The sequence below is a fragment of the Clostridia bacterium genome (assembly GCA_024653205.1).
Classification (GTDB): Bacteria; Bacillota; DSM-521; order Neomoorellales; family SLTJ01; genus JANLFO01.
Window position 1 is genome coordinate 1 of record JANLFO010000011.1, and the last position, 17,619, is coordinate 17,619.

The following is a 17,619-nucleotide window of genomic DNA, read 5'->3' on the forward strand; positions in this document are numbered from 1 at the left end:
GTGACAGTACGAACGGGGAGCACCCGGTACCGCCCGTGGGAAAGTGGGGATAACTAGAGTGCCTTGACGGCCGAGCGGTTCTGCGCCCGTTGCGGCAGCACCTGCTCCGGAGACTCCGGAAGCGGGAGTAGAACCGATCGGAGTGAAGACCCGTCGGGCCGGAGCCATTGGGAGGGAGCAGCGCGGTAGTGGAGGAGAACCTGCGGGCCCTGCTGACGGCGGTGCGGGAGGGCAGCCTGGACGTAGAGGAGGCCCTGCGCCGGCTGGGAGAAGCGGGCTTCGTGGAGTTGGGATTCGCCTGCCTGGACACCGGCCGGGCCGAGCGCCGGGGTTTTCCCGAGGTGATCTTTTGCCCCGGCAAGACCCCGGACCAGGTGGCCGAACTCTTCTCCCGGCTGGCGGTGTCTAACCCTAATCTCCTGGCTACCCGGGCCACGCGGCGCGTTTACCGGGCGGTCCAACAGGCGGTTCCCGAGGCGGAGTACAGTCCCACCGCCCGGCTGGCTTATCTCTGGCGGGAACGGCCGGTTCAACCGCGGGGAATGGTCCTGGTGGTCAGTGCCGGGACGGCAGATCTGCCCGTGGCCGAGGAGGCCGCCCTGACCGCCGAGGTGATGGGCAGCCGGGTGGAAAGGCTTTACGACGTGGGGGTGGCCGGCCTGCACCGTCTTTTGGGCCGTCTGGACAGGCTGCGGCAGGCCCGGGTGCTGGTGGTAGTGGCGGGTATGGAAGGAGCCCTGGCCAGCGTGGTGGGCGGCCTGGTGGCCCGGCCGGTGATTGCCGTGCCCACCAGCGTGGGTTACGGGGCCAGTTTCCGCGGGCTGGCCGCGCTTCTCACCATGCTCAACAGCTGCGCGGCGGGAGTGGCGGTGGTGAACATAGACAACGGTTTCGGCGCCGGCTACCTGGCCTCGCTGATCAACCGGCTGGGGGATTGAGGTGAGGGGCCTTGCGGGTGGCCTATTGGGACTGCTTTTCCGGGATAAGCGGGGACATGTGCCTGGGAGCCCTGGTGGATGCCGGCCTGGCGCCCGAGGATCTGGAGGCGGCCCTGGCCGGGGTGCCTTTGGGGGGCTACCGGCTGCATATTGAGCGCGTACACCGGGGACCGGTGGCCGGAACCCGGGTCCGGGTAGAGGTGGAGGAGCCCCAACCCGCCCGGCCGGCGCGGGAGCTATTGGCCCTACTGGAGGAGAGCCGGCTTCCGCCGGCGGTGGCGGCCAGGAGCCGGGAGGTGTTTTTCCGGCTCGCCCGGGCCGAGGCCAGGGTGCACGGGCTTCCCCCCGAGGAAGTCCATTTCCACGAGGTGGGGGGAGTAGATGCGGTAGTAGACGTGGTGGGCACGGTGGCCGGGCTGGAGTTGCTGGGAGTAGAGGAACTCTGGGCATCTCCCCTTCCCTGCCCTCGAGGCTGGGTGGAGGCAGCCCACGGTCCGCTTCCCCTTCCCGCGCCGGCGGTGATGGAGCTGTTGTGCGGCGCGCCGGTGTACGGGGTGGAGGAAGAAGCGGAGCTGGTCACCCCTACCGGAGCCGCCCTGGCGGTGACCCTGGCGGCCGGGTTCGGACCCTTACCCGCCATGCGGCCCCTGCGGATAGGTTACGGAGCGGGCACGCGGGAAGGGGCACGACCCAATTTGTTACGTCTAATCGTCGGAGAGCGGGCGGCCGCCACGGCGGGGGAAACGGCCGAAGAGGTAGTGGCCGTACTGGAGACCGCCCTGGATGACATGAATCCGGAATTCTGCGCCTACGTGGCCGAACGGCTGCGGGATGAGGGCGCCCGCGACGTATTCTTTACGTCGGTGGCAATGAAGAAAGGCCGGCCCGGGATACTGGTTACCGCCCTGGTGCCTCCGGAGCGCCTGGAGGAGACGGTGCGCATCCTTTTCGCCGAGACCACCACCCTGGGAGTGCGGTGGCGGCTGGAGAACCGGGTGGCCGCAGCCCGGGGCCACCTGGTGGTGCCGGTCCACGGCAGGGAGGTCCGGGTCAAGTGGGGCCGGCTTGGCCCCCAGGACGCCGTCCAGCTGTCGCCCGAATACGAGGATTGCCGGGTATTGGCCAGGGAATCGGGACTGCCGCTGAAGGAGGTCTACTTCCGTGCCCGGGAGGAAGCCCGCCGGCTGCTGGGTTCGGCTAGGGAGACCAGAGGAGAGACCGGGCCGCGGCCAGGACTTCTTTCGGAGGGAGATTAGACTCGAGTTCCAGGTAAAGCCCGTTTTCACTCCACCGCAGCCATGTGCGGTCGGCCTCTGTGCCCATCCTTCCCACTGCCTGTCCTATGGTGACCTCTTCACCCGTCTCCGGCCCCTCGGTCCAGGGCCGGTCGCTCACGCGCAGACACAGGAAGCTCTCTCCCCCTCGGTACACCAGGGAGGCCACGGTCCCTTTCTCTTCCCGCTCGACGGTAAGCTCGCTCTCGGAGAGACCGGCGGGCAGAGCCGAGATTACCGGCAGGGTGAAGGGCAGGGTCTTGCCTGCCTGATCCGCAGTCCCGGTATCCTCGGCGCTGCGCGGCGTCTTGTGGTTGCGGGCCGAGGGGGTGGTGCTGGATCGCAGAAGGTATTGTTCCTGCGGCACGGCAGCGTTTCCTTCGCCGGGAGCCCCGGCTTCACCCTCCGGCTGCTCCCGGAACCGGGGTTCTGCCGCGGCGGGAGGCTCGGATTGGGCGTCGTGGAGAACCGAACCGGATTCCTTTTCCGGTTGGGCCGCCGATTCCGAGCCGGGCGGCCCTCCGGACAAGGTCTGGGGAGCCACCTGGGTGCTTTGGGACTGCGGGCCCAGGGCTATCTGCTGCCGGGCAGACTCCGTCCAGGGCCCCGGCAGGCCGGTCAGGATCAGCAGACCTATCGCCGCCGCCGCACACACGGCCAGGGCCGGAAGCAGCCTCCGCCGGGGTGGAGGAGAAGCCAGCCGGGACTTCACCCGCTCCCACAGCACTTCCGGCGGCGGCAGGGGAACCCTTTCCGCTTCCTCCCGCAGCACTTCTCTCAGCAGGCGGGCTATCCTTTCGTCCTCGTTAGCCGGCATGGGCGTGTTGGTCCTCCTCTTCCGGATGCGGTCTTCATAGTCCCGCCGGTTCCCCGCCAAGAGCTTTCTCCAGGGCCTTCATGCCCCGGTGCAGTCGGGACTTGACCGTCCCCAAGGGACAGTCGAGGGCGGCAGCGATCTCCTTGAGATCCAGCTCGCAGTAGTACCTAAGCACGATCACCTGTCGGTAGGCCGGTTCCAGGGCCGCCAGTGCCTGCCGGACGAGGGCCCGGGTTTCGGCCCTTTCTCCGGCCTCCTGAGGGAGGAGAAAGCGCGGTCCGGCTGCGGCGTCCCGGTTCCAATCCTCGAGGCAGGTGGGATCGGCATAGGGCCGGTAATTCCTTTCCTGCCGGAGTACGTCCAGGGCGCAACGAGCGGCAATGGTTCGGAGCCACGAGGGGAATTTCTCCGCCTCCTTCAGGCCTCCCAGGCGGGTGAAGGCCTTGATAAAGGACTCCTGCGTCGCCTCTTCGGCCAGCTGCGCCTGCCGGGTAATCAGAAAAGCCACCCGGTAGACCTCATTATAAAAGGTACGGAACAGGTAATGCATGGCCTCCCGGTCTCCCTCGCGGGAGCGGGAAACGGCTTCTAAAAGGTCCATGCCGTTGCAGCCTTTCCTAAGTAGATGACGGCAAAAGACGCCGCCGGGTTCCCCTGACGGTGCCCACCCTTCCCCGTATTCGCCGGAGAGAGGGCCCCTTCCTGCCGGAGAGGTAAACGGGTAAGGCAACGGCAGCGGGAGCCGCTAGGCCGGCGCTTCCTCCCCGGATCCAAGGGAAGGGTCTTGCGGCTTGCTAATTCTCACCGTCAGCCCCTGGTCCCGGCTCTGGTGGGCCAGGCGGGCGGCGGCGGCGGCGGCGATGGCCGCGACCAGATCGTCCAGAAAGGTGTTGACCCGGGCACCCTTCTTATGGTCGACCCGGCCGATGATGCCGCTCTTTACCTTGTCCAGGTAGCCGAAATTGGTGAGTCCGATCGAGCCGTAGATGTTGACGATGCTGAGTGCCAGTATTTCGTCGATGCCGTAGAGGGCGTCGTCGTTTTGGAGCATCCCGGTCAGCGGCTCGCCCAGCAGGCCCCTTTCCGCCAGCTCGTCCAGGGCCAGGCCGGTAAAGACGGCGTTCTGAACCTCGCGTTTGTCCAGCACCCGCTGCACGCTGGCCAGGCACTCCTGGAGAGTAATCTGGGGAATATAGGGCTTCTGCAATTCGTAGACCAGGTCGGCAATGGCCTCGGGCTTTACCCCCCGGCGGGCCAGGCGTTCTCGGGCCAGGTCGCCCAGCCGTTTCTGTTGCTCTGTCTGCACGTGGGCACCTCCTCACCAGCAAAATACGCAGACTACTTCCACGGGGGTGCTCCGAATCCTGTCTGGGATTGCATAAAAAGGCTTATAGGGCGCACATTAACAGCGAAGAACCTGGATGGGGAGGTATTTTATGGCCCTGGAGATCGGCCTCCGTTTACCCATGACTGCCGAGACCCCCTACTACGAGGCCAACCGCGGCATCGAGCGTTTCTTGACGCCTGATCTCGGGTCGTTGATACAGGTGCCGCTCAATAAGGCCCTGTGTCCCGCCGTCACCCGCATGCACCTTCTGGGCCTGGGTGCCGTGGAGAGTTGGCAGCAGTCGGCCCTCCACCTTTGGGCGCAGGAAACGGTCAGCGAAGAGTTGAGGGAGCTTCTGGCCTGGCTCAGGCGCTCGGAGGACCAACACCGCAGCATCCTTGTTTCCTACATCGATCCGGAGACCACACCCCTGGAAACCGGCCTGGCGCTGGAGCAGACGGCGGTGGAATGGCTGTCGCGGCTGGCCATGGAAGAACCGGACCCTTACGTGCGCAGCGCCTTTGAGTACCTCGCCCTGGAAGATCTGGAGCACCTGCGTCTCTTTGCCCAGGCCCTGGACGAGGTAGAGGGAAAGAGCGCGGAGTTGATCACCCAAAACCAGGCGCTGCTTGAACCCGGCCGAGCCGTAGAGCACCAGCACCTATCCCCGATCCATACCGTGAAACAGCCCTACGACCGCCACACCGTCGATCCCATTACCCGGTACCACCTGCACGCCCTTGCGGCCCTGGAGGCTTACAAGCTTGATCTCTACCACCAGTTCCTGCTACGGGTACGCAGCCGGCGGTTGAGGGAACTGTTCGCGGGTATCGCCCGGCTGGAGGAGGTGCACACCAGTCTCCTGGGCTCGTACTTCGACCCCGGCGAGACGGTGCTGGAACGGCTGGTGGCCCAGCAGTGGAGTGAGTGGTACCACTACTGCCGCCTGGCTGCCGAGGAGCCCGACGCGCGGGTCAGGGGGATGCTGGAAATGATCAGTCACGACGAGGAGGAGCACGTGCGGCTGGCCGCCCAGGCCTTGAGCCGGTACGAGGGCAAGGATCCCGCCCGGCTGACCCAGACGCGCTTCTTCCACCAGAGGTCCACCCGGCCTGCTGCCGACTACCTGCGAGAGCTGCGCCAGGTCCAGATGGGACGCCGCTCGGTAGGCAAAAACTGGCAGCAGGACAATCAGATCGTGGTTTCTCCCCAGCTTCACGCCTATCATTAGGCACGCCGGCGCCTGCCGGCCGTAAGGACCGAGGCGAGTGTTGCCTCGGTCCCGGCCTCAGGCAGCCGGCACCCGGTCCGGGGACCGCGCCAGGCGCGGTCCCTTCGCTTCTGGAGTGCGGCGCGATCGCCCGCCGGCCTCTCCGAATATTCCCCTGCCAGAGGCAAATGCAACCGAGCCAGGTGCCGAAGAAAAAAATAGTACCTGGCTATAATAGCGAGCTATTATGACCTAGACTATAATTGTTCCTGCCTGCGGCAGCGTAGGGCGGGCGGGAAGATTTGACGCCCCGGCCTAGATTTTGGTAGGGTGAGATAGAGCTGCACCGAGGGGGAAAGCGGAGTATGCCCGGATCGCCAGGGGGTGGCCCCCGCCGGCTCCAGGAAGAAATACTGGACAGGGGCGAGTGCGTGGCCTGCGGGCTCTGTACCGCGCTGTGTCCTTACATCAAATACGCCGGCGACGTGGTACGGGTGGTCTATCCCTGTGGCCGGGAGGAGGGAGCCTGTTACGCTGTCTGTCCCCGGGTGAACCGGGCACCGGCGGCGGGCGGCGCGGGCCCCGAGACTTCTATCGGTGGCGACGCCGACTTCGGTCCCTACCGGGCCATATGGTGGGCCCGGGCTGCGGATGAATACCGGCCGGCCGGCGCCCAGTACGGAGGAACGGTCAGCGCCCTGCTCGGGCTGGCCCTGGGCCGAGGATCGGTGGAGGCAGCGGTGGTGGTGCGAACCGACGGGCGCGGGCGGCCGAGGCCCTTCCTGGCCCGGGACCCGGAGGAGGTGGCGTCGGCCGCAGGCTCCCGCTACGTGGCCGTCCCTTCCCTGGCCGCCCTGGCCGAGGCCCGTCGGCAGGGGATCGGGAAAGTGGCGGTGGTGGGCAGGCCCTGCCAGGTGCAGGCCCTGCGAAACTGGCGGGGGCAGGAGGCGGAGAAGGACGCCTGGCTGCCCCAAGCGGGGCTGGTTATCGGGCTTTTTTGCTTCTGGTCCCTGAGCGGAGAGGTCATGAATTACCTGGAGCGCCGGGTAGAGGGGCCGGTCCTCGGGATGGATATACCCCCGGAACGGGTGGTGGTCCGGACCGCCCAAGGAGAGGTGAGCCTGCCCCTGGCCGAGATACGGCCGTACATAAAGCCCGCCTGCCAGTCCTGCGGGGATCCTACTGCCGAAGGCGCGGACCTTTCCGTAGGCTCCACCGAGGCCGACCCGCAGTGGAACACGTTGATCGTGCGTACCCCCCGGGGGCAGGAACTGGTGGAAACGGCGGTAGCGGAGCGGAGACTGGAACTGAGACTCTATCCCGAGGAGCGCTTGCCGCTCCTGCGGACGGCGGTTGCCAACAAGAAGCAACGGGTGCTGGCCGGCATGAAGGAACCGGTACCGGCGGCAAATCCCGGCGTGATCCGGCGGGCGGGGGAAGGGCAGTAACATGAATACCATGCGGGTGGTAATGGACGCTCCCGGTGAGGTGGCGCTGCTCACGGGCAACGAGGCGGTGGCCCGGGGGGCGCTTGAGGCCGGGGTGCACTACGCTACCTCCTATCCCGGTTCGCCTACGGCGGAGATCCTGGAGTGCATCGCCGCCGGAGCGGAGAAGTTCGGACTCTACGCCGAATGGTCGGTAAACGAGAAGGTGGCCATGGAGGGCGCGGCCGCAGCCTCCTTTGCCGGTCTGCGCTCCATCACCATCATGAAGTGCGACGGCCTGAACGTGGCCTTCGATTTCCTGACCAGCTTCAGCATGGCCGGCTGCCGCGGCGGCATGGTCATCGTAGTCGGGGACGATCCCAGCGCCCACTCCAGCGCCAAGGAAGAGGACTCCCGCTACCTGGGGCGGGTGGCCCACATACCGGTGCTGGAGCCGGCGGACAGCGGCGAAGCCAAAGAAATGGTTAAGCACGCCTTCGACCTCTCCGAAGCCCTGCGGCAGCCGGTGATGCTGCGGCTGGTCACCCGGGTATGTCACGGCAGCGGCAACGCGGTTCTCGGCGAGTTCCGGCGCCGGCCGGTCAAGGCCCAGTTCCCCCCGGAAGAAAAGTTCTTCACCTGGATCGAATACCACCAGGTACAGGAAGAGAAGCTCGCGCAGGCCGCCGAACTCGCCGAGGCCTCTCCCTTTAACCGCTACGTGGGCCCGCCGGGAGCTCCGCTCCTGGTAATCTGCTCCGGACCGAGCTTCTACTACGCCAGGGAGGCGGTGGAGAAGCTGGGTCTTGCCGAAGAGGCGGGAATTCTCAAGCTCGGAACCCTGTGGCCCTTACCGGAAAACCTGCTCCTCTCCCACCTGCGGACGGCCAGGCAGGTGGTCTTCGTGGAGGAAGTCGAGCCCTTCCTGGAGGAAAACATCAAGGCCCTGGCCGCCCAGTACGGGGAGGAAGTGGGGCCGACAGGCTTCTACGGCAAGAAGTCGGGGCACGTGGCCGGAGCCAACGGCGTGGGGCTGGGAGAGATGAACCCCGAGCAGGTGCTGAAAGCGCTGGCGGCGATTACCGGCCGCCGGCCGCCCCCGGCCGAGGATCCGGCCCTGCCCTGGCCGGAACCCGTGCCCCGGGAACTGGCCTTCTGCCCGGGCTGCCCGCACCGCACCTCCTTTTGGGCGGTGAAGGTGGCCCTGGAGCTGGACGGCCGCCAGGGGGTGGTGCTGGGCGACATCGGCTGCTACACCCTGGGTAAGGGCCGCACCGGATACCATCTCCTGCAGACCCTCCACGCCATGGGCTCGGGCGTCGGCCTGGCCTGCGGTCTGGGACAGCTTTCCCGCTTCGGCTTCACCCAGCCGGTGGTGGCCCTGGTGGGCGATTCTACCTTTTACCACGCCGTGGTTCCCGCCCTGATTAACGGCCAGTACAACCGGGCAGAATTCCTGTGTGTGGTGCTGGATAACGAGGCTACGGCCATGACCGGCCACCAGCCCCATCCGGGCCTGGAGGTAGGGGCCATGGGCCAGCCCTGCACCCCGGTCGAACTGGAGTCCGTGGTACGCGGATTGGGCATACCGGTGTGGGTGGCCGACCCCTACCGGGTGGAGGAAACGATAGAGTTGGTGCGAGACCTGTTACGCGTTCCCGGTCCCAAGGTGCTTATCCTCCGGCGGGCCTGTGCCCTGGTGGCAGTCAAGAAGCGGGCGCCGGTAAGGGTATGGGTGGATCCGGAACGCTGCCGGGGCGACGCCTGCGGCTGTGAGCGCTTCTGCAGCCGCGTATTCTCCTGCCCGGCCAACATCTGGGATGCAGAGGCGGGCCGGGCGCGGATCGATGAGGCCATCTGCAACGGCTGCGGAGTGTGTGCCACGCTCTGTCCCGCCGGGGCCATCCGGGTGGAAGGTCAGCCCCTGATGGCTACCGGCTCGGTCTAGATTTTTCCGGGGGGATGGTTGTGAAAGGTTTCAATCTGGTCATCGCCGGCGTCGGCGGGCAGGGGAACGTACTGGCCTGCCAGATCATTGGCATGGCGGCGGTGGAGGAAGGGTGGCAGGTAAGCGCTGCCGACACCTTCGGCGTTTCCCAACGGGGCGGGGCGGTAATGAGCCACCTTCGCCTGGCCCAGGGCCGGCCGTGCGGACCGCTCATCGGCGCCGGCGAGGCCGACATTCTGGTGGGTCTGGAGCCCATGGAAGCGGTGCGGGTGCTCAAACGCTTCGGCAACCGCCATACCCGGGTGCTGGTGAACACCCGGCCCAATTATCCCCTGGCGGTACTGAGCGGTACCGCTCGGTATCCGGCCGTATCCGAACTGCTGGCCGCCATGTGCGCCAACTGTGCTGCGGTGGTGGAGGTCCCGGCGGACCGGCTGGCGGCGGAAGCCGGAAGCCTGCTAACCCAGAACGTGGTCATGACCGGGGCCCTGGCCGGAAGCGGCTGGCTCCCGCTGGGCCTGGCCAGTTTCGAAAAGGTGCTGCGCTCCCTGTTCACCGGGGCGGTGCTGGAGTCTAACCTGCGCGCCTTCCATCTGGGAGTGGCGGCTACTCGAGAATGCCGGCAATGGGCGGCGGCTGGGGGTTAGGCCCGGACGGGGTGGCTGCCGGCGCAGCCGGGTAGCGCCGCCGGCACACGCCGGCCGCCCGCAGGACCTCGTGATACATCTTGAGGCGCAGGCCGAAGCCCAGGAGGGGCCCGAATTTTTCTTCCTTGATAACGTGGGTAAGCCCGTCAAGGAACACTTCGGTAAAGGGCACGCCCGCGTGGGCGGCAAAGGAGTTCAGCAGCACCTCTACTCCCCAGCGGGACCAGGAGAGGTCGGGCAGGCAGTCGAGGAAGCGCCGGGAGAGCGCGCGCTGGCCGTTGAGCACGCTGAAGTAGCGCTGCTGCAGGTCCACGTGCCAGCGCCCGCCGCGAAAGGTGCCCACCACCATGCCCAGATCCCGGCGCCGCAGGAGGGGCTCCAGCAACACGCGCAGGTGCTTTTCCCTCAACCCGACGAGATCGGCGTCCAGGAACAGCACCGCCTCCATGTCCCGGAGCCGGGCCAGGCCGGTCTGCAGGGCCGCCCCCTTTCCCAGATTGCGGCCGTGCTCCACCAGGAATACCGGATAACGCCGGGCCACCTCCCCCGTATCGTCTCCGGAACCGTCGTTGACCACCACCACCCTCTTCAACCAGGTTACCTTGCTCAATACCTCCAGCACCCGTCCCAGACGGGGACCTTCGTTGTAGGCCGGGACCACGGCTCCTATGCGCACGCCCATCCCCTCTCCATCGTAGAGTCTCTCGGCGACTTTTCTCAACGGCGGCGCCGGCCCGGCCGCGGCCGGAGCTAAGCCGGGCTCAGTCTGTATCCTGCCGGCCCGGGTCTTCTCCCGTACCGGCCCCGGCTCGGGGCTCTGCCGGCAGGCAGGTACGCGGTGAAACCAGGACTGCCGGCGGAGGCTGACAACTCAGGAGTCGGTCGCCCCGAGGCTAGGACTGTCTTTCTCTTACCTTTCTATCCCCGGTCCGGTTCTCCTGTTCTCCTTTGGCTGCCAATTCCTGCTTTACAAAGGCTTCGGGGGCTGATAAGATATTCTTCGACTATGGGGGGTGGCAAGGTGGTAAGAGTCGAAGGCGTAAGCAAGAGTTTCGGCCCCAAGGTCGCGGTGCAGGACGTAAGCTTTGGCGTGGAACGGGGGGAGATCCTGGGGCTTTTAGGCCCCAACGGTGCGGGCAAAACTACCACGCTGCGGCTCATTACCGGGTACATGCCGCCTACCCGGGGTCGGATCACGGTTTCGGGCATAGACGTGGCCGCCGATCCCCTGGCGGTGAAACGGAGGCTGGGCTATCTGCCCGAGCAGCCGCCGCTTTATCCCGAACTCACGGTGAAGGAGTACCTGGGATTCGTGGCCCGGGTCAAGGGCTGGCGCGGGGCGCAGGCCCGCCGGCAGGTGGCGGAAGCCATGGCCAGGGCGGGTGTGGAGGAGGTGGCCGATAGACTGGTCGGGCATCTTTCCCGCGGTTACCGGCAGCGGGTGGGGCTGGCCCAGGCGTTCATGGGCGACCCCGAGCTCCTGATTCTGGACGAGCCCACGGTGGGCCTGGACCCGGTACAGATCGCCGAGGTCCGGCAGCTTATCAGGGATCTGGCGGGCCGGCACACGGTGGTGCTCAGCTCCCACATCCTACCGGAGGTCAACCAGATCTGCCACCGCGTGGTGATAATGAACCAGGGCCGGGTTCTGGCCCAGGATACCCCGGCCAACCTGGCGGCAGCCTTGGGCGGCGGCCAGTTGCGGGTCAAGATCAAGGGGCCGGGCCCGGAGGTGCTGGCCCTGCTGGAAAGGCTGGAGGGGGTGCGGACGGTTCATACCGGGGACACCGCTTCGGCCGGGGCGGCCGAAGTGCGAGAATACGCCCTGGAGCTGGAGCCGGGCAGGGACGTGCGGGAAGACCTGTTCTTTGCCCTGGCCGGCCGCGGCTGGCCGTTACTGGAGGCCCGACTGCACCAGCTTTCTCTGGAGGAAGTGTTCCTGCAGCTGGTGACCGAGGAAGAAGCGCAAGAGGGCGGGGTGAATTGATCAATGGCCGGGATATGGCACATCTTCTGCCGCGAGCTGAAGAGTTACCTGTACTCTCCCCTGGCCTACGTGATTCTGGCCGTGTACCTGGCCATCGGAGGCTATATATTCAGCGTGGTGCTTCTGGCCACCCGCTCGGCCGAGCTGCGGGGGTATTTCAGCAACATAGGCCTGATCCTCTTGTTTCTGGTGCCGGTGCTGACCATGCGCCTCTGGGCGGAAGAGGAGCAGCGGGGAACGGCGGAGTTCCTGCTCACCGCCCCGGTAGGCTTGGGCCAGGTGCTGGTGGGCAAGTACCTGGCCTCGGCGGCGGTATTCCTCATCGGAGTGGGCCTCAGCCTGGTCTATCCCCTGATCCTGGGCGGCCTGGGTCAGCCGGACTGGGGAACGATTGCCTGCGGATACCTGGGCCTGGTTCTCTTCGGCCTGGCCTACCTGGCGGTGGGGCTCTTCGGTTCGGCCATGAGTTCCAGCCAGGTGGTAGCCGGGGTCCTGAGCTTCGGCCTGCTGCTGGCCTTCTGGGTGGTGGGCTGGCTGTCCGAGGCTTTCGGCGGCAAGCTGGGGGAGGTAGCCAAGGCGCTGACCGTGGTGGGTCACTACGAAGACTTCCTGAAAGGCGTGATCGATACCACGCACCTCATCTACTTTGCCAGCTTCATCGGGATCTTCATCTTCCTGGCGGTTGAAGGCTTGAAATCCCGCCACGGGGCCTAGGGGGTGAACGCCGTGTGGCAGAAGACCAGCCAGCGGTGGATACTGGCGGCCGCCATAGTGGGGCTGGTAGTGCTGGGCAACGTGCTGGGGGCCCGGCACCACTGGCGGCTGGACCTGACCGCGAACAAGCAGTACTCGCTTTCCGTGCAGAGCAAAGAGGTCCTGGCCCGGCTGGAGCAGCCGGTCCGGCTTTTTGCCTTCCTGGAAAAAGGGAGCGAGGAGGCGGAAAAGCTGGAGGACCTCTTGCACGAGTACGACTACGCCTCGCCCAAGGTAAGCCTCCAGGTCGTAGACCCGGTGGCCGAGCCGGCGCTCACCCAGCATTACGGCGTGCAGTATTACAACACGGTAGTGGTAGAGGTGGGCAACCAGAGCCGCAAGGTGGAGCCCTTCAACATCTTCGGCATGGGCGCCGGCATGTACGAAACGGAGTTTAAGGGCGAACAGGCGGTGACCCGCGCCATTGTGGACCTGGTGCACCAGACGGCGGCAGTGGTCTATTTCCTCGAAGGGCACGGCGAGGGCAGCCTGGATCAGGACTTCAGCGATTTCCGGGACTTCCTGGAAGGCGACGGCTACAAGGTCAAGACCCTGAACCTGGCTACGGCCGGGACGGTGCCCCAGGATGCCTCGGTGGTGGTGCTGGGCGGTCCGCGCCAGGATCTGACCGCTCCGGAGGCCGAGGCGCTCAAGAAATACATCTCCGGCGGAGGACGGCTGCTGGCGCTAATCGACCCCCTGCCCCGGGCTCTGCCCCAGCTGGAGGGTTTGCTGGGCGGCCTGGGGGTTGGGTTGCACGCCGATGTGGTGGTGGATCCACAGCGGGCTTTCTTCCTCGACGCGTTAAGCCCGGTGCCGGTTCTGGAATATCACCCTATCACGGAGAAGATGCTGGAGCAAAAGGTAAACCTGGTGCTGCCCCGGGCCAGGAGCCTGGCGGCGGCGGTTCCGGAGGGTGAGAAGGAGCTCCGGGTTAAGCCCTTACTGCGTTCCAGCGATTCCGCCTGGGGCGAAACGGATTTGACCGCCGAGAAGGCCGGCCGTGACGAGCGCGATCTGGCCGGTCCCCTCAACTACGCCCTGGCGGTGACCCGGGCGGCGGACGAGCCGGCCTCGGGCGAGGGTGCCGAGACTCAAGAACGGCCGGTGGCCTTGGTGGTAGGCAACTCCGGCTTGGCCCGCAACCAGGCGTTGGGCTTCCAGGGCAACGCCGACTTCCTGGTCAACAGCGTGAACTGGCTGCTGGGCGAGGAGCAGATGCTGACCATCCGTCCCAAGGCGGAAGAGATCCGCATGGTGCAGATGGATGCTGCTCAGGCGGCGGCGGTATTCTACGGAACTACCTTCGCCATGCCGGCGGCACTTCTGGCCGTGGGACTGGCGGTGTGGCTGAGGAGGCGGGGCCGTTGAGGCGCTGGCTGTTCCCCCTGGTTGCGGTGGCGGCCTTCGGGCTGCTTCTGTACTACGTGGTAGGGGTTGATCGGCCCAAGCCCTCGACCGAAGAGCCCGAGAGCACCCCGGTCCTGACCTTTGACGCCGAGAAGGCCGACCGGCTGGAGATCCGAGGGCCGGAAGTGGAGCTTTCCGTCGTGAAACGGTCGGAGGACGGGTACGAGTGGTGGCTGCAGCCCCAGCGCCTGCCGGCCAACGGAAGCCGGGTAGAATCGCTGCTCCTGCTGCTCGGCGACCTGCGGGCGGCAGTGCCCGAGGCCGCGCCGGCGGCAGGAACGGTGGGCCTGGATCGGCCTGCCTGGCGGGTTGACGTCTACCAGGGAGACGCGAGGCTCGGGCGGCTGGAAATAGGGGACCAGGTACCGGTCACCCGGGTAGGCGGGGAAATGTCCTACTATGCCCGGGCCAACGGCCGGGACCCGGTATTCACGGTTTCCGAAACCCTGATGGAACAGCTCCGCGGGGATTTGGACGGCTGGCGGGAGCGTTACCTCAGCGATCTGCCCACTCCGGATGTGGTGCGGGTGGAGCTGAACCGGAACGGCTCGCGGTTGGCAGCCCGGCGGGAAGGGGAGAAGTGGCAGCGCACCCTCCCCCGTCCCGGGGACCTGGAAGCGGAGAAAATGCGCGACCTGATCCGCAAGGTGACGCTCATGGAGGCCGAAGAGTTCGTCTCCGACGCGCCCTCCCCGGCCGAGCTGGCCTCCTGGGGCCTGGATAGACCGTGGCTGACGGCTACCCTGGCCACCGGCGGGGAAAAGCCGCTGACCCGCAGGCTGCTGGTGGGCCAGAAACTGGCGGATAAAGACCTTTATTATGCCCGGCTGGCCGACAGGCCGTGGGTCTATGCGGTCGATACCGAAGCGGTAGAAGACCTGGTGAACGCGGCCAAGGAGCTCGGAGCCTAGGAGGAACGCAACCGGGACTGCCGGGCGGATAGGGCAAAGATAACCCGGGAGGGTGACAAGTTGCTGTTGGACCTCGACCCTTACGTCTTCCGGATAGGAGCCTTCGGGGTACGCTGGTACGGGCTCTTTATGGCCGCCAGTTTCCTGATAGGGACCTGGTATCTCCTTCGCGAGGGAAGGCGGCGGGGATGGAGCGAGGAGTTCCTGCTCAACCTGGCGCTGCTGGTCATAGTGTGCGGGGTGGTCGGAGCCAGGCTGCTCTTTGTAGCCGCGAACTTTCCCCATTGGTTTTGGCAGCAGCCGTTACAGGTTTTCAAGGTCTGGGAGGGAGGCCTGGCCTGGCACGGAGGCCTGGCGGGAGGCTTGCTCGCCGCCTGGGGCTACGCCCGAAGCCGGGGAACAAGCATTCACGCCCTGGCCGACCTGGCCGTACCGGGGATAACCTTGGGTTACGCGGCGATCCGGGTGGCCAACATCTTTAACCAGGAGGTGCTGGGCCGTCCCACGGAGTTCTGGTTCGGCCGCTGGCCGGCCCAGCCGGTGGCCATGGCCCTGGTACTCGTTCTGCTGGCGCGCTACTTCTACCTGGAGCGTAAGGGCGTGCCCGCAGGTTACCAGTTCTGGTCCTTCGTGTTTTATCACCAGCTGTTACGGGCGGTAATAGAGGAGAGCATCAGGGACATGCCCCTGGTTCTGTGGGGACGGGTGGTGGAGCCCTGGGGCCTGGGCTTCTTCACCCTGGCCCAGGTGGCCACTCCGCCGGTGTTGCTGCTGGCCGCATATTTCTTGCGGCGGGCCCGAGCCGGGGATTTGAAAATTTAAATTTACGGGTTCGGTAGGAATGCCCGCCGGCGGCGGCGAATATTGGGACCACAGTTCAGCCCGTCCTTGGGGGTGGTAATGTTTCTGGAAGCCGGAGGTATGCGGAAGGGGTAATACTAGCAAGGGGGAGGCATGAGAAGAATGGCGGTCATCATTAACGTGGACGAATGCACCGGATGCGGCAGCTGCGCTGACGTGTGCCCGGAGAGCGCCATTACCGTAGAGGACGTGGCTACGGTAGATGCGGATAAGTGTACCGAGTGCGGCACCTGCGTGGATGAGTGCGTGAACGAGGCCATCAGTCTGCCCGACTAGTCGTAGGGAAACGGAGGGTAACGAGCCTTCGAGGGCAGCCGGGGCGGCTGCCCTTTTCGGTAAGCCATGCACCCGGTGAGCGGCCTTATCCTGGCCGGCGGCCGGAGCCAACGGATGGGGCAACCCAAGGCACTGCTGCGGCTGGGCGGCAACACCATAATCGAGCGGGTAGTAGGAGTGGCCGCCGGCGTGTGTCGGGAGGTCTTGCTGGTGAGCAACGAGCCCGGAGCCTATGCCCGGCTCGGGCTGCCGGTGGTCACCGATCGCTTCCTCGGACGCGGCCCCCTGGCCGGTATTCATGCCGGGCTGCTGGCCGCAACCTGGGATCGGAGCCTGGTCTTGGCCTGCGACCTGCCGTTTCTCGAGGCTCCCCTCTTGCGGGGCCTGCTGGAGGCCTCCTGCGGATTTGACGTGGCGGTGCCGGTGGTCAGGGGCTACCCGGAACCCCTGGTAGGGGTCTACTCTCGGGACTGCCTGCCGGCCGTAGAGGAGGTTCTTTCCCTGAGCGAACGGCCAAAGGTGACCGATTTCTTCTCCCGGGTGAGGGTGTGCTACGTGCCGGAGGCCGAGGTCGCCAAATGGACGGACGTGCGCAAGGCCTTCTTTAACATTAATACCCCGGCGGATCTGGCCCGGGCCGGCCTTTGGGCCTGATCCCCTTAAGGACTAAGGTCTGGCTACGGGCGAACGGCCGGGCAGGTAGAGGCGGGGGCCGGAGATCTGCATTTCTGCCGCTTCCGCCGGCCCGGCGGCCAGGCTTCGCTCTACCAGCTGGCGGAAGAAGGGAATGAAGGCCGGTTTCTCGCCCCGGGTAAGCGCACGGGCCAGGGCTACCGCCCGGCGCGCAGAAGCCGGACGGCCGGTTTCCCAGAAGAGGAACGCCATTTCCTCCAGCCGCCGGGCGTACACCTTCCGGAATTCGGGGGAGAACATTTCTTCCAGTAACTCGGTCTTGACCTTGTCGGCCAGCTCCCGGGCCGTAAGGGGGCTGATCACCAGCCTGCTCTCGCGCTGCCGGCGCAGCCTTTCCGCAGCCTGCTCAACCGCCGGGCCCTCCAGGGCCCAGGAGTGCATCTCTTTTTCTTCCAGAAGCTGATCCGACCCGGCCAACAGGATTTGCAGTTCGGCCTCAACGTCGTCGGCCGGCAGGTAGCGGTAGACCAGAGGTTCGGGAAGAGTTTCCTCCGGCTCCAGATTGGCGCGGTAGAGCTCGAAATCGCGCGGTACGGGCCGGTTGTGCTTCCGGTTCAGACGGTAGTAGTGATGCAGCCATGCGCGGCAGTAGCCGGGGGCCACACTTGCGAAGGTGAAGCCCTCCATCCGGCGCACGCCCTGCCGCAGGGTTTCGTAGTCCCGCTTGTTCGCCGGCTGATAGACCTCGGCGAAGGTGAGGCCGGCGGTATCCCTGCCCACGGCCAGCAACACCAGGTAAGGATCCGTGGGCCGGCTGAAGGCGTAGAAGAGGAAGCGGTCGCCGCGCCGATCGATGTGACTGACCAGGGCCTCGAGTGCCCGGGGTACGGACTTGAGGGTCCAGGTCTGGCCGGGGGCGGGCCCGGATGCCGCCAGACCCTGACTGCGCCAGCGGTGCAGAAGGCGCCGGGCGGCCTTGGCCAGGGTCTTGGGAGCAGTCTCTGCCGCGGCCTGGAGCGCCCGAACCGCTTCGGGGTCGGGCCGTAGCCGGGATAGGAGGTCCACCAGGGTTGACAATTCGGGTTGCCCTTGGGAAGAGAGCAGACCCTGCTTTTTCATTTCGGCGATGAGTTCCTGCACGGCATACCCCTCCCTGCTCGTCGTTGTGCGCGCCGGCGCCAGTATACCACAGTCTGCCCT

18 protein-coding genes and 2 pseudogenes are annotated in these 17,619 nt (G+C 66.2%); 14 read left to right on the top strand and 6 right to left on the bottom strand.

The genetic code is table 11. The annotated features are described in order from the left end of the window. The first annotated feature begins 188 nt into the window (after positions 1–188). On the top strand, positions 189–938 hold the full coding sequence (larB, locus tag NUV99_06950) for a nickel pincer cofactor biosynthesis protein LarB (GenBank protein MCR4419848.1): 750 nt from the start codon (positions 189–191) through the stop codon (positions 936–938). A 17-nt stretch (positions 939–955) separates the two neighbouring features. Then, on the top strand, positions 956–2,194 hold the full coding sequence (larC, locus tag NUV99_06955) for a nickel pincer cofactor biosynthesis protein LarC (GenBank protein ID MCR4419849.1): 1,239 nt from the start codon (positions 956–958) through the stop codon (positions 2,192–2,194). On the opposite strand, the gene NUV99_06960 is transcribed toward larC, so the two are convergent. The 3 genes from NUV99_06960 to NUV99_06970 all read right to left on the bottom strand — a co-directional run bounded on the left by NUV99_06960 (position 2,136) and on the right by NUV99_06970 (position 4,335). Continuing rightward, the gene (locus NUV99_06960; GenBank protein MCR4419850.1) at positions 2,136–3,029 is read right to left on the bottom strand and encodes a hypothetical protein; all 894 of its coding nucleotides are present in this window, start codon (positions 3,027–3,029) and stop codon (positions 2,136–2,138) included. The genes larC and NUV99_06960 overlap by 59 nt on opposite strands. Before the next feature lie 34 nt (positions 3,030–3,063). Beyond that, a complete protein-coding gene (locus NUV99_06965; GenBank protein ID MCR4419851.1) occupies positions 3,064–3,630 on the bottom strand; it encodes a sigma-70 family RNA polymerase sigma factor in 567 nt (188 codons plus the stop codon). Positions 3,631–3,774: 144 nt separating this feature from the next. Further along, positions 3,775–4,335, bottom strand: coding sequence for a phosphatidylglycerophosphatase A (locus tag NUV99_06970; GenBank protein MCR4419852.1), 561 nt, complete (start codon positions 4,333–4,335; stop codon positions 3,775–3,777). 130 nt (positions 4,336–4,465) lie between these two features. Here NUV99_06970 and NUV99_06975 point away from each other — a divergent pair, with 130 nt between their 5' ends. From NUV99_06975 to NUV99_06985, 3 genes and pseudogenes are all read left to right on the top strand, one after another. Beyond that, positions 4,466–5,587: a hypothetical protein gene (locus NUV99_06975; GenBank protein MCR4419853.1), complete on the top strand. Its 1,122-nt coding sequence runs from the start codon at positions 4,466–4,468 to the stop codon at positions 5,585–5,587. 344 nt (positions 5,588–5,931) lie between these two features. After that, positions 5,932–7,014, top strand: a complete 1,083-nt coding sequence (locus NUV99_06980; GenBank protein ID MCR4419854.1) for a Coenzyme F420 hydrogenase/dehydrogenase, beta subunit C-terminal domain — start codon at positions 5,932–5,934, stop codon at positions 7,012–7,014. Positions 7,015–7,036: 22 nt separating this feature from the next. Further along, a pseudogene (locus NUV99_06985) lies at positions 7,037–7,522 on the top strand (indolepyruvate ferredoxin oxidoreductase). 598 nt (positions 7,523–8,120) lie between these two features. Here NUV99_06985 and NUV99_06990 read toward each other — a convergent pair. Continuing rightward, a pseudogene (locus NUV99_06990) lies at positions 8,121–8,222 on the bottom strand (peptide-binding protein). A 2-nt stretch (positions 8,223–8,224) separates the two neighbouring features. Here NUV99_06990 and NUV99_06995 point away from each other — a divergent pair. Beyond that, positions 8,225–8,941, top strand: a complete 717-nt coding sequence (locus NUV99_06995) for a thiamine pyrophosphate-dependent enzyme (protein MCR4419855.1) — start codon at positions 8,225–8,227, stop codon at positions 8,939–8,941. Positions 8,942–8,961: 20 nt separating this feature from the next. After that, positions 8,962–9,588, top strand: coding sequence for an indolepyruvate oxidoreductase subunit beta (locus NUV99_07000; GenBank protein MCR4419856.1), 627 nt, complete (start codon positions 8,962–8,964; stop codon positions 9,586–9,588). Here the strand turns inward: NUV99_07000 and NUV99_07005 are convergent. Continuing rightward, positions 9,548–10,264 carry a glycosyltransferase family 2 protein gene (locus NUV99_07005; protein MCR4419857.1) on the bottom strand — a complete coding sequence of 239 codons (717 nt, stop codon included), beginning with the start codon at positions 10,262–10,264 and terminating at the stop codon, positions 9,548–9,550. The two genes, NUV99_07000 and NUV99_07005, sit on opposite strands and share 41 nt — an antisense overlap. 345 nt (positions 10,265–10,609) lie before the next feature. On the opposite strand from NUV99_07005, the gene NUV99_07010 reads away from it, so the two are divergent. The 7 genes from NUV99_07010 (at position 10,610) to NUV99_07040 (ending at position 16,440) form a co-directional block, all read left to right on the top strand. After that, the gene (locus NUV99_07010; GenBank protein MCR4419858.1) at positions 10,610–11,575 is read left to right on the top strand and encodes an ABC transporter ATP-binding protein; all 966 of its coding nucleotides are present in this window, start codon (positions 10,610–10,612) and stop codon (positions 11,573–11,575) included. A 3-nt stretch (positions 11,576–11,578) separates the two neighbouring features. Further along, entirely contained in the window at positions 11,579–12,289 is a 711-nt protein-coding gene (locus NUV99_07015; protein MCR4419859.1) for an ABC transporter permease subunit, read from the top strand. A gap of 12 nt (positions 12,290–12,301) precedes the next feature. Then, the gene (locus NUV99_07020) at positions 12,302–13,699 is read left to right on the top strand and encodes a GldG family protein (GenBank protein MCR4419860.1); all 1,398 of its coding nucleotides are present in this window, start codon (positions 12,302–12,304) and stop codon (positions 13,697–13,699) included. Next, positions 13,696–14,649 carry a DUF4340 domain-containing protein gene (locus tag NUV99_07025; GenBank protein ID MCR4419861.1) on the top strand — a complete coding sequence of 318 codons (954 nt, stop codon included), beginning with the start codon at positions 13,696–13,698 and terminating at the stop codon, positions 14,647–14,649. Before NUV99_07020 ends, NUV99_07025 begins: the two co-directional genes overlap by 4 nt. Positions 14,650–14,709: 60 nt before the next feature. After that, the gene (locus tag NUV99_07030; GenBank protein MCR4419862.1) at positions 14,710–15,471 is read left to right on the top strand and encodes a prolipoprotein diacylglyceryl transferase; all 762 of its coding nucleotides are present in this window, start codon (positions 14,710–14,712) and stop codon (positions 15,469–15,471) included. A 141-nt stretch (positions 15,472–15,612) separates the two neighbouring features. Next, positions 15,613–15,786: a 4Fe-4S binding protein gene (locus NUV99_07035; GenBank protein MCR4419863.1), complete on the top strand. Its 174-nt coding sequence runs from the start codon at positions 15,613–15,615 to the stop codon at positions 15,784–15,786. Positions 15,787–15,900: 114 nt separating this feature from the next. Then, positions 15,901–16,440, top strand: a complete 540-nt coding sequence (locus NUV99_07040; protein MCR4419864.1) for a molybdenum cofactor guanylyltransferase — start codon at positions 15,901–15,903, stop codon at positions 16,438–16,440. 12 nt (positions 16,441–16,452) lie between these two features. Here the strand turns inward: NUV99_07040 and NUV99_07045 are convergent, their stop codons facing one another. After that, positions 16,453–17,559 (bottom strand): type VII secretion protein EccE, encoded by a 1,107-nt coding sequence (locus NUV99_07045; protein ID MCR4419865.1) that lies wholly within the window; start codon positions 17,557–17,559, stop codon positions 16,453–16,455. Positions 17,560–17,619: the final 60 nt, after the last annotated feature.

What these genes read in the sequence shown, in the direction of transcription:
- NUV99_06960 (MCR4419850.1), bottom strand. Translation starts at nt 3,029, where the DNA reads ATGCCGGCTAACGAGGACGAAAGGATAGCCCGCCTGCTGAGAGAAGTG.
- NUV99_06965 (MCR4419851.1), bottom strand. Translation starts at nt 3,630, where the DNA reads ATGGACCTTTTAGAAGCCGTTTCCCGCTCCCGCGAGGGAGACCGGGAG.
- NUV99_06975 (MCR4419853.1), top strand. Translation starts at nt 4,466, where the DNA reads ATGGCCCTGGAGATCGGCCTCCGTTTACCCATGACTGCCGAGACCCCC.
- NUV99_06980 (MCR4419854.1), top strand. Translation starts at nt 5,932, where the DNA reads ATGCCCGGATCGCCAGGGGGTGGCCCCCGCCGGCTCCAGGAAGAAATA.
- NUV99_07015 (MCR4419859.1), top strand. Translation starts at nt 11,579, where the DNA reads ATGGCCGGGATATGGCACATCTTCTGCCGCGAGCTGAAGAGTTACCTG.
- NUV99_07035 (MCR4419863.1), top strand. Translation starts at nt 15,613, where the DNA reads ATGGCGGTCATCATTAACGTGGACGAATGCACCGGATGCGGCAGCTGC.
- NUV99_07040 (MCR4419864.1), top strand. Translation starts at nt 15,901, where the DNA reads ATGGGGCAACCCAAGGCACTGCTGCGGCTGGGCGGCAACACCATAATC.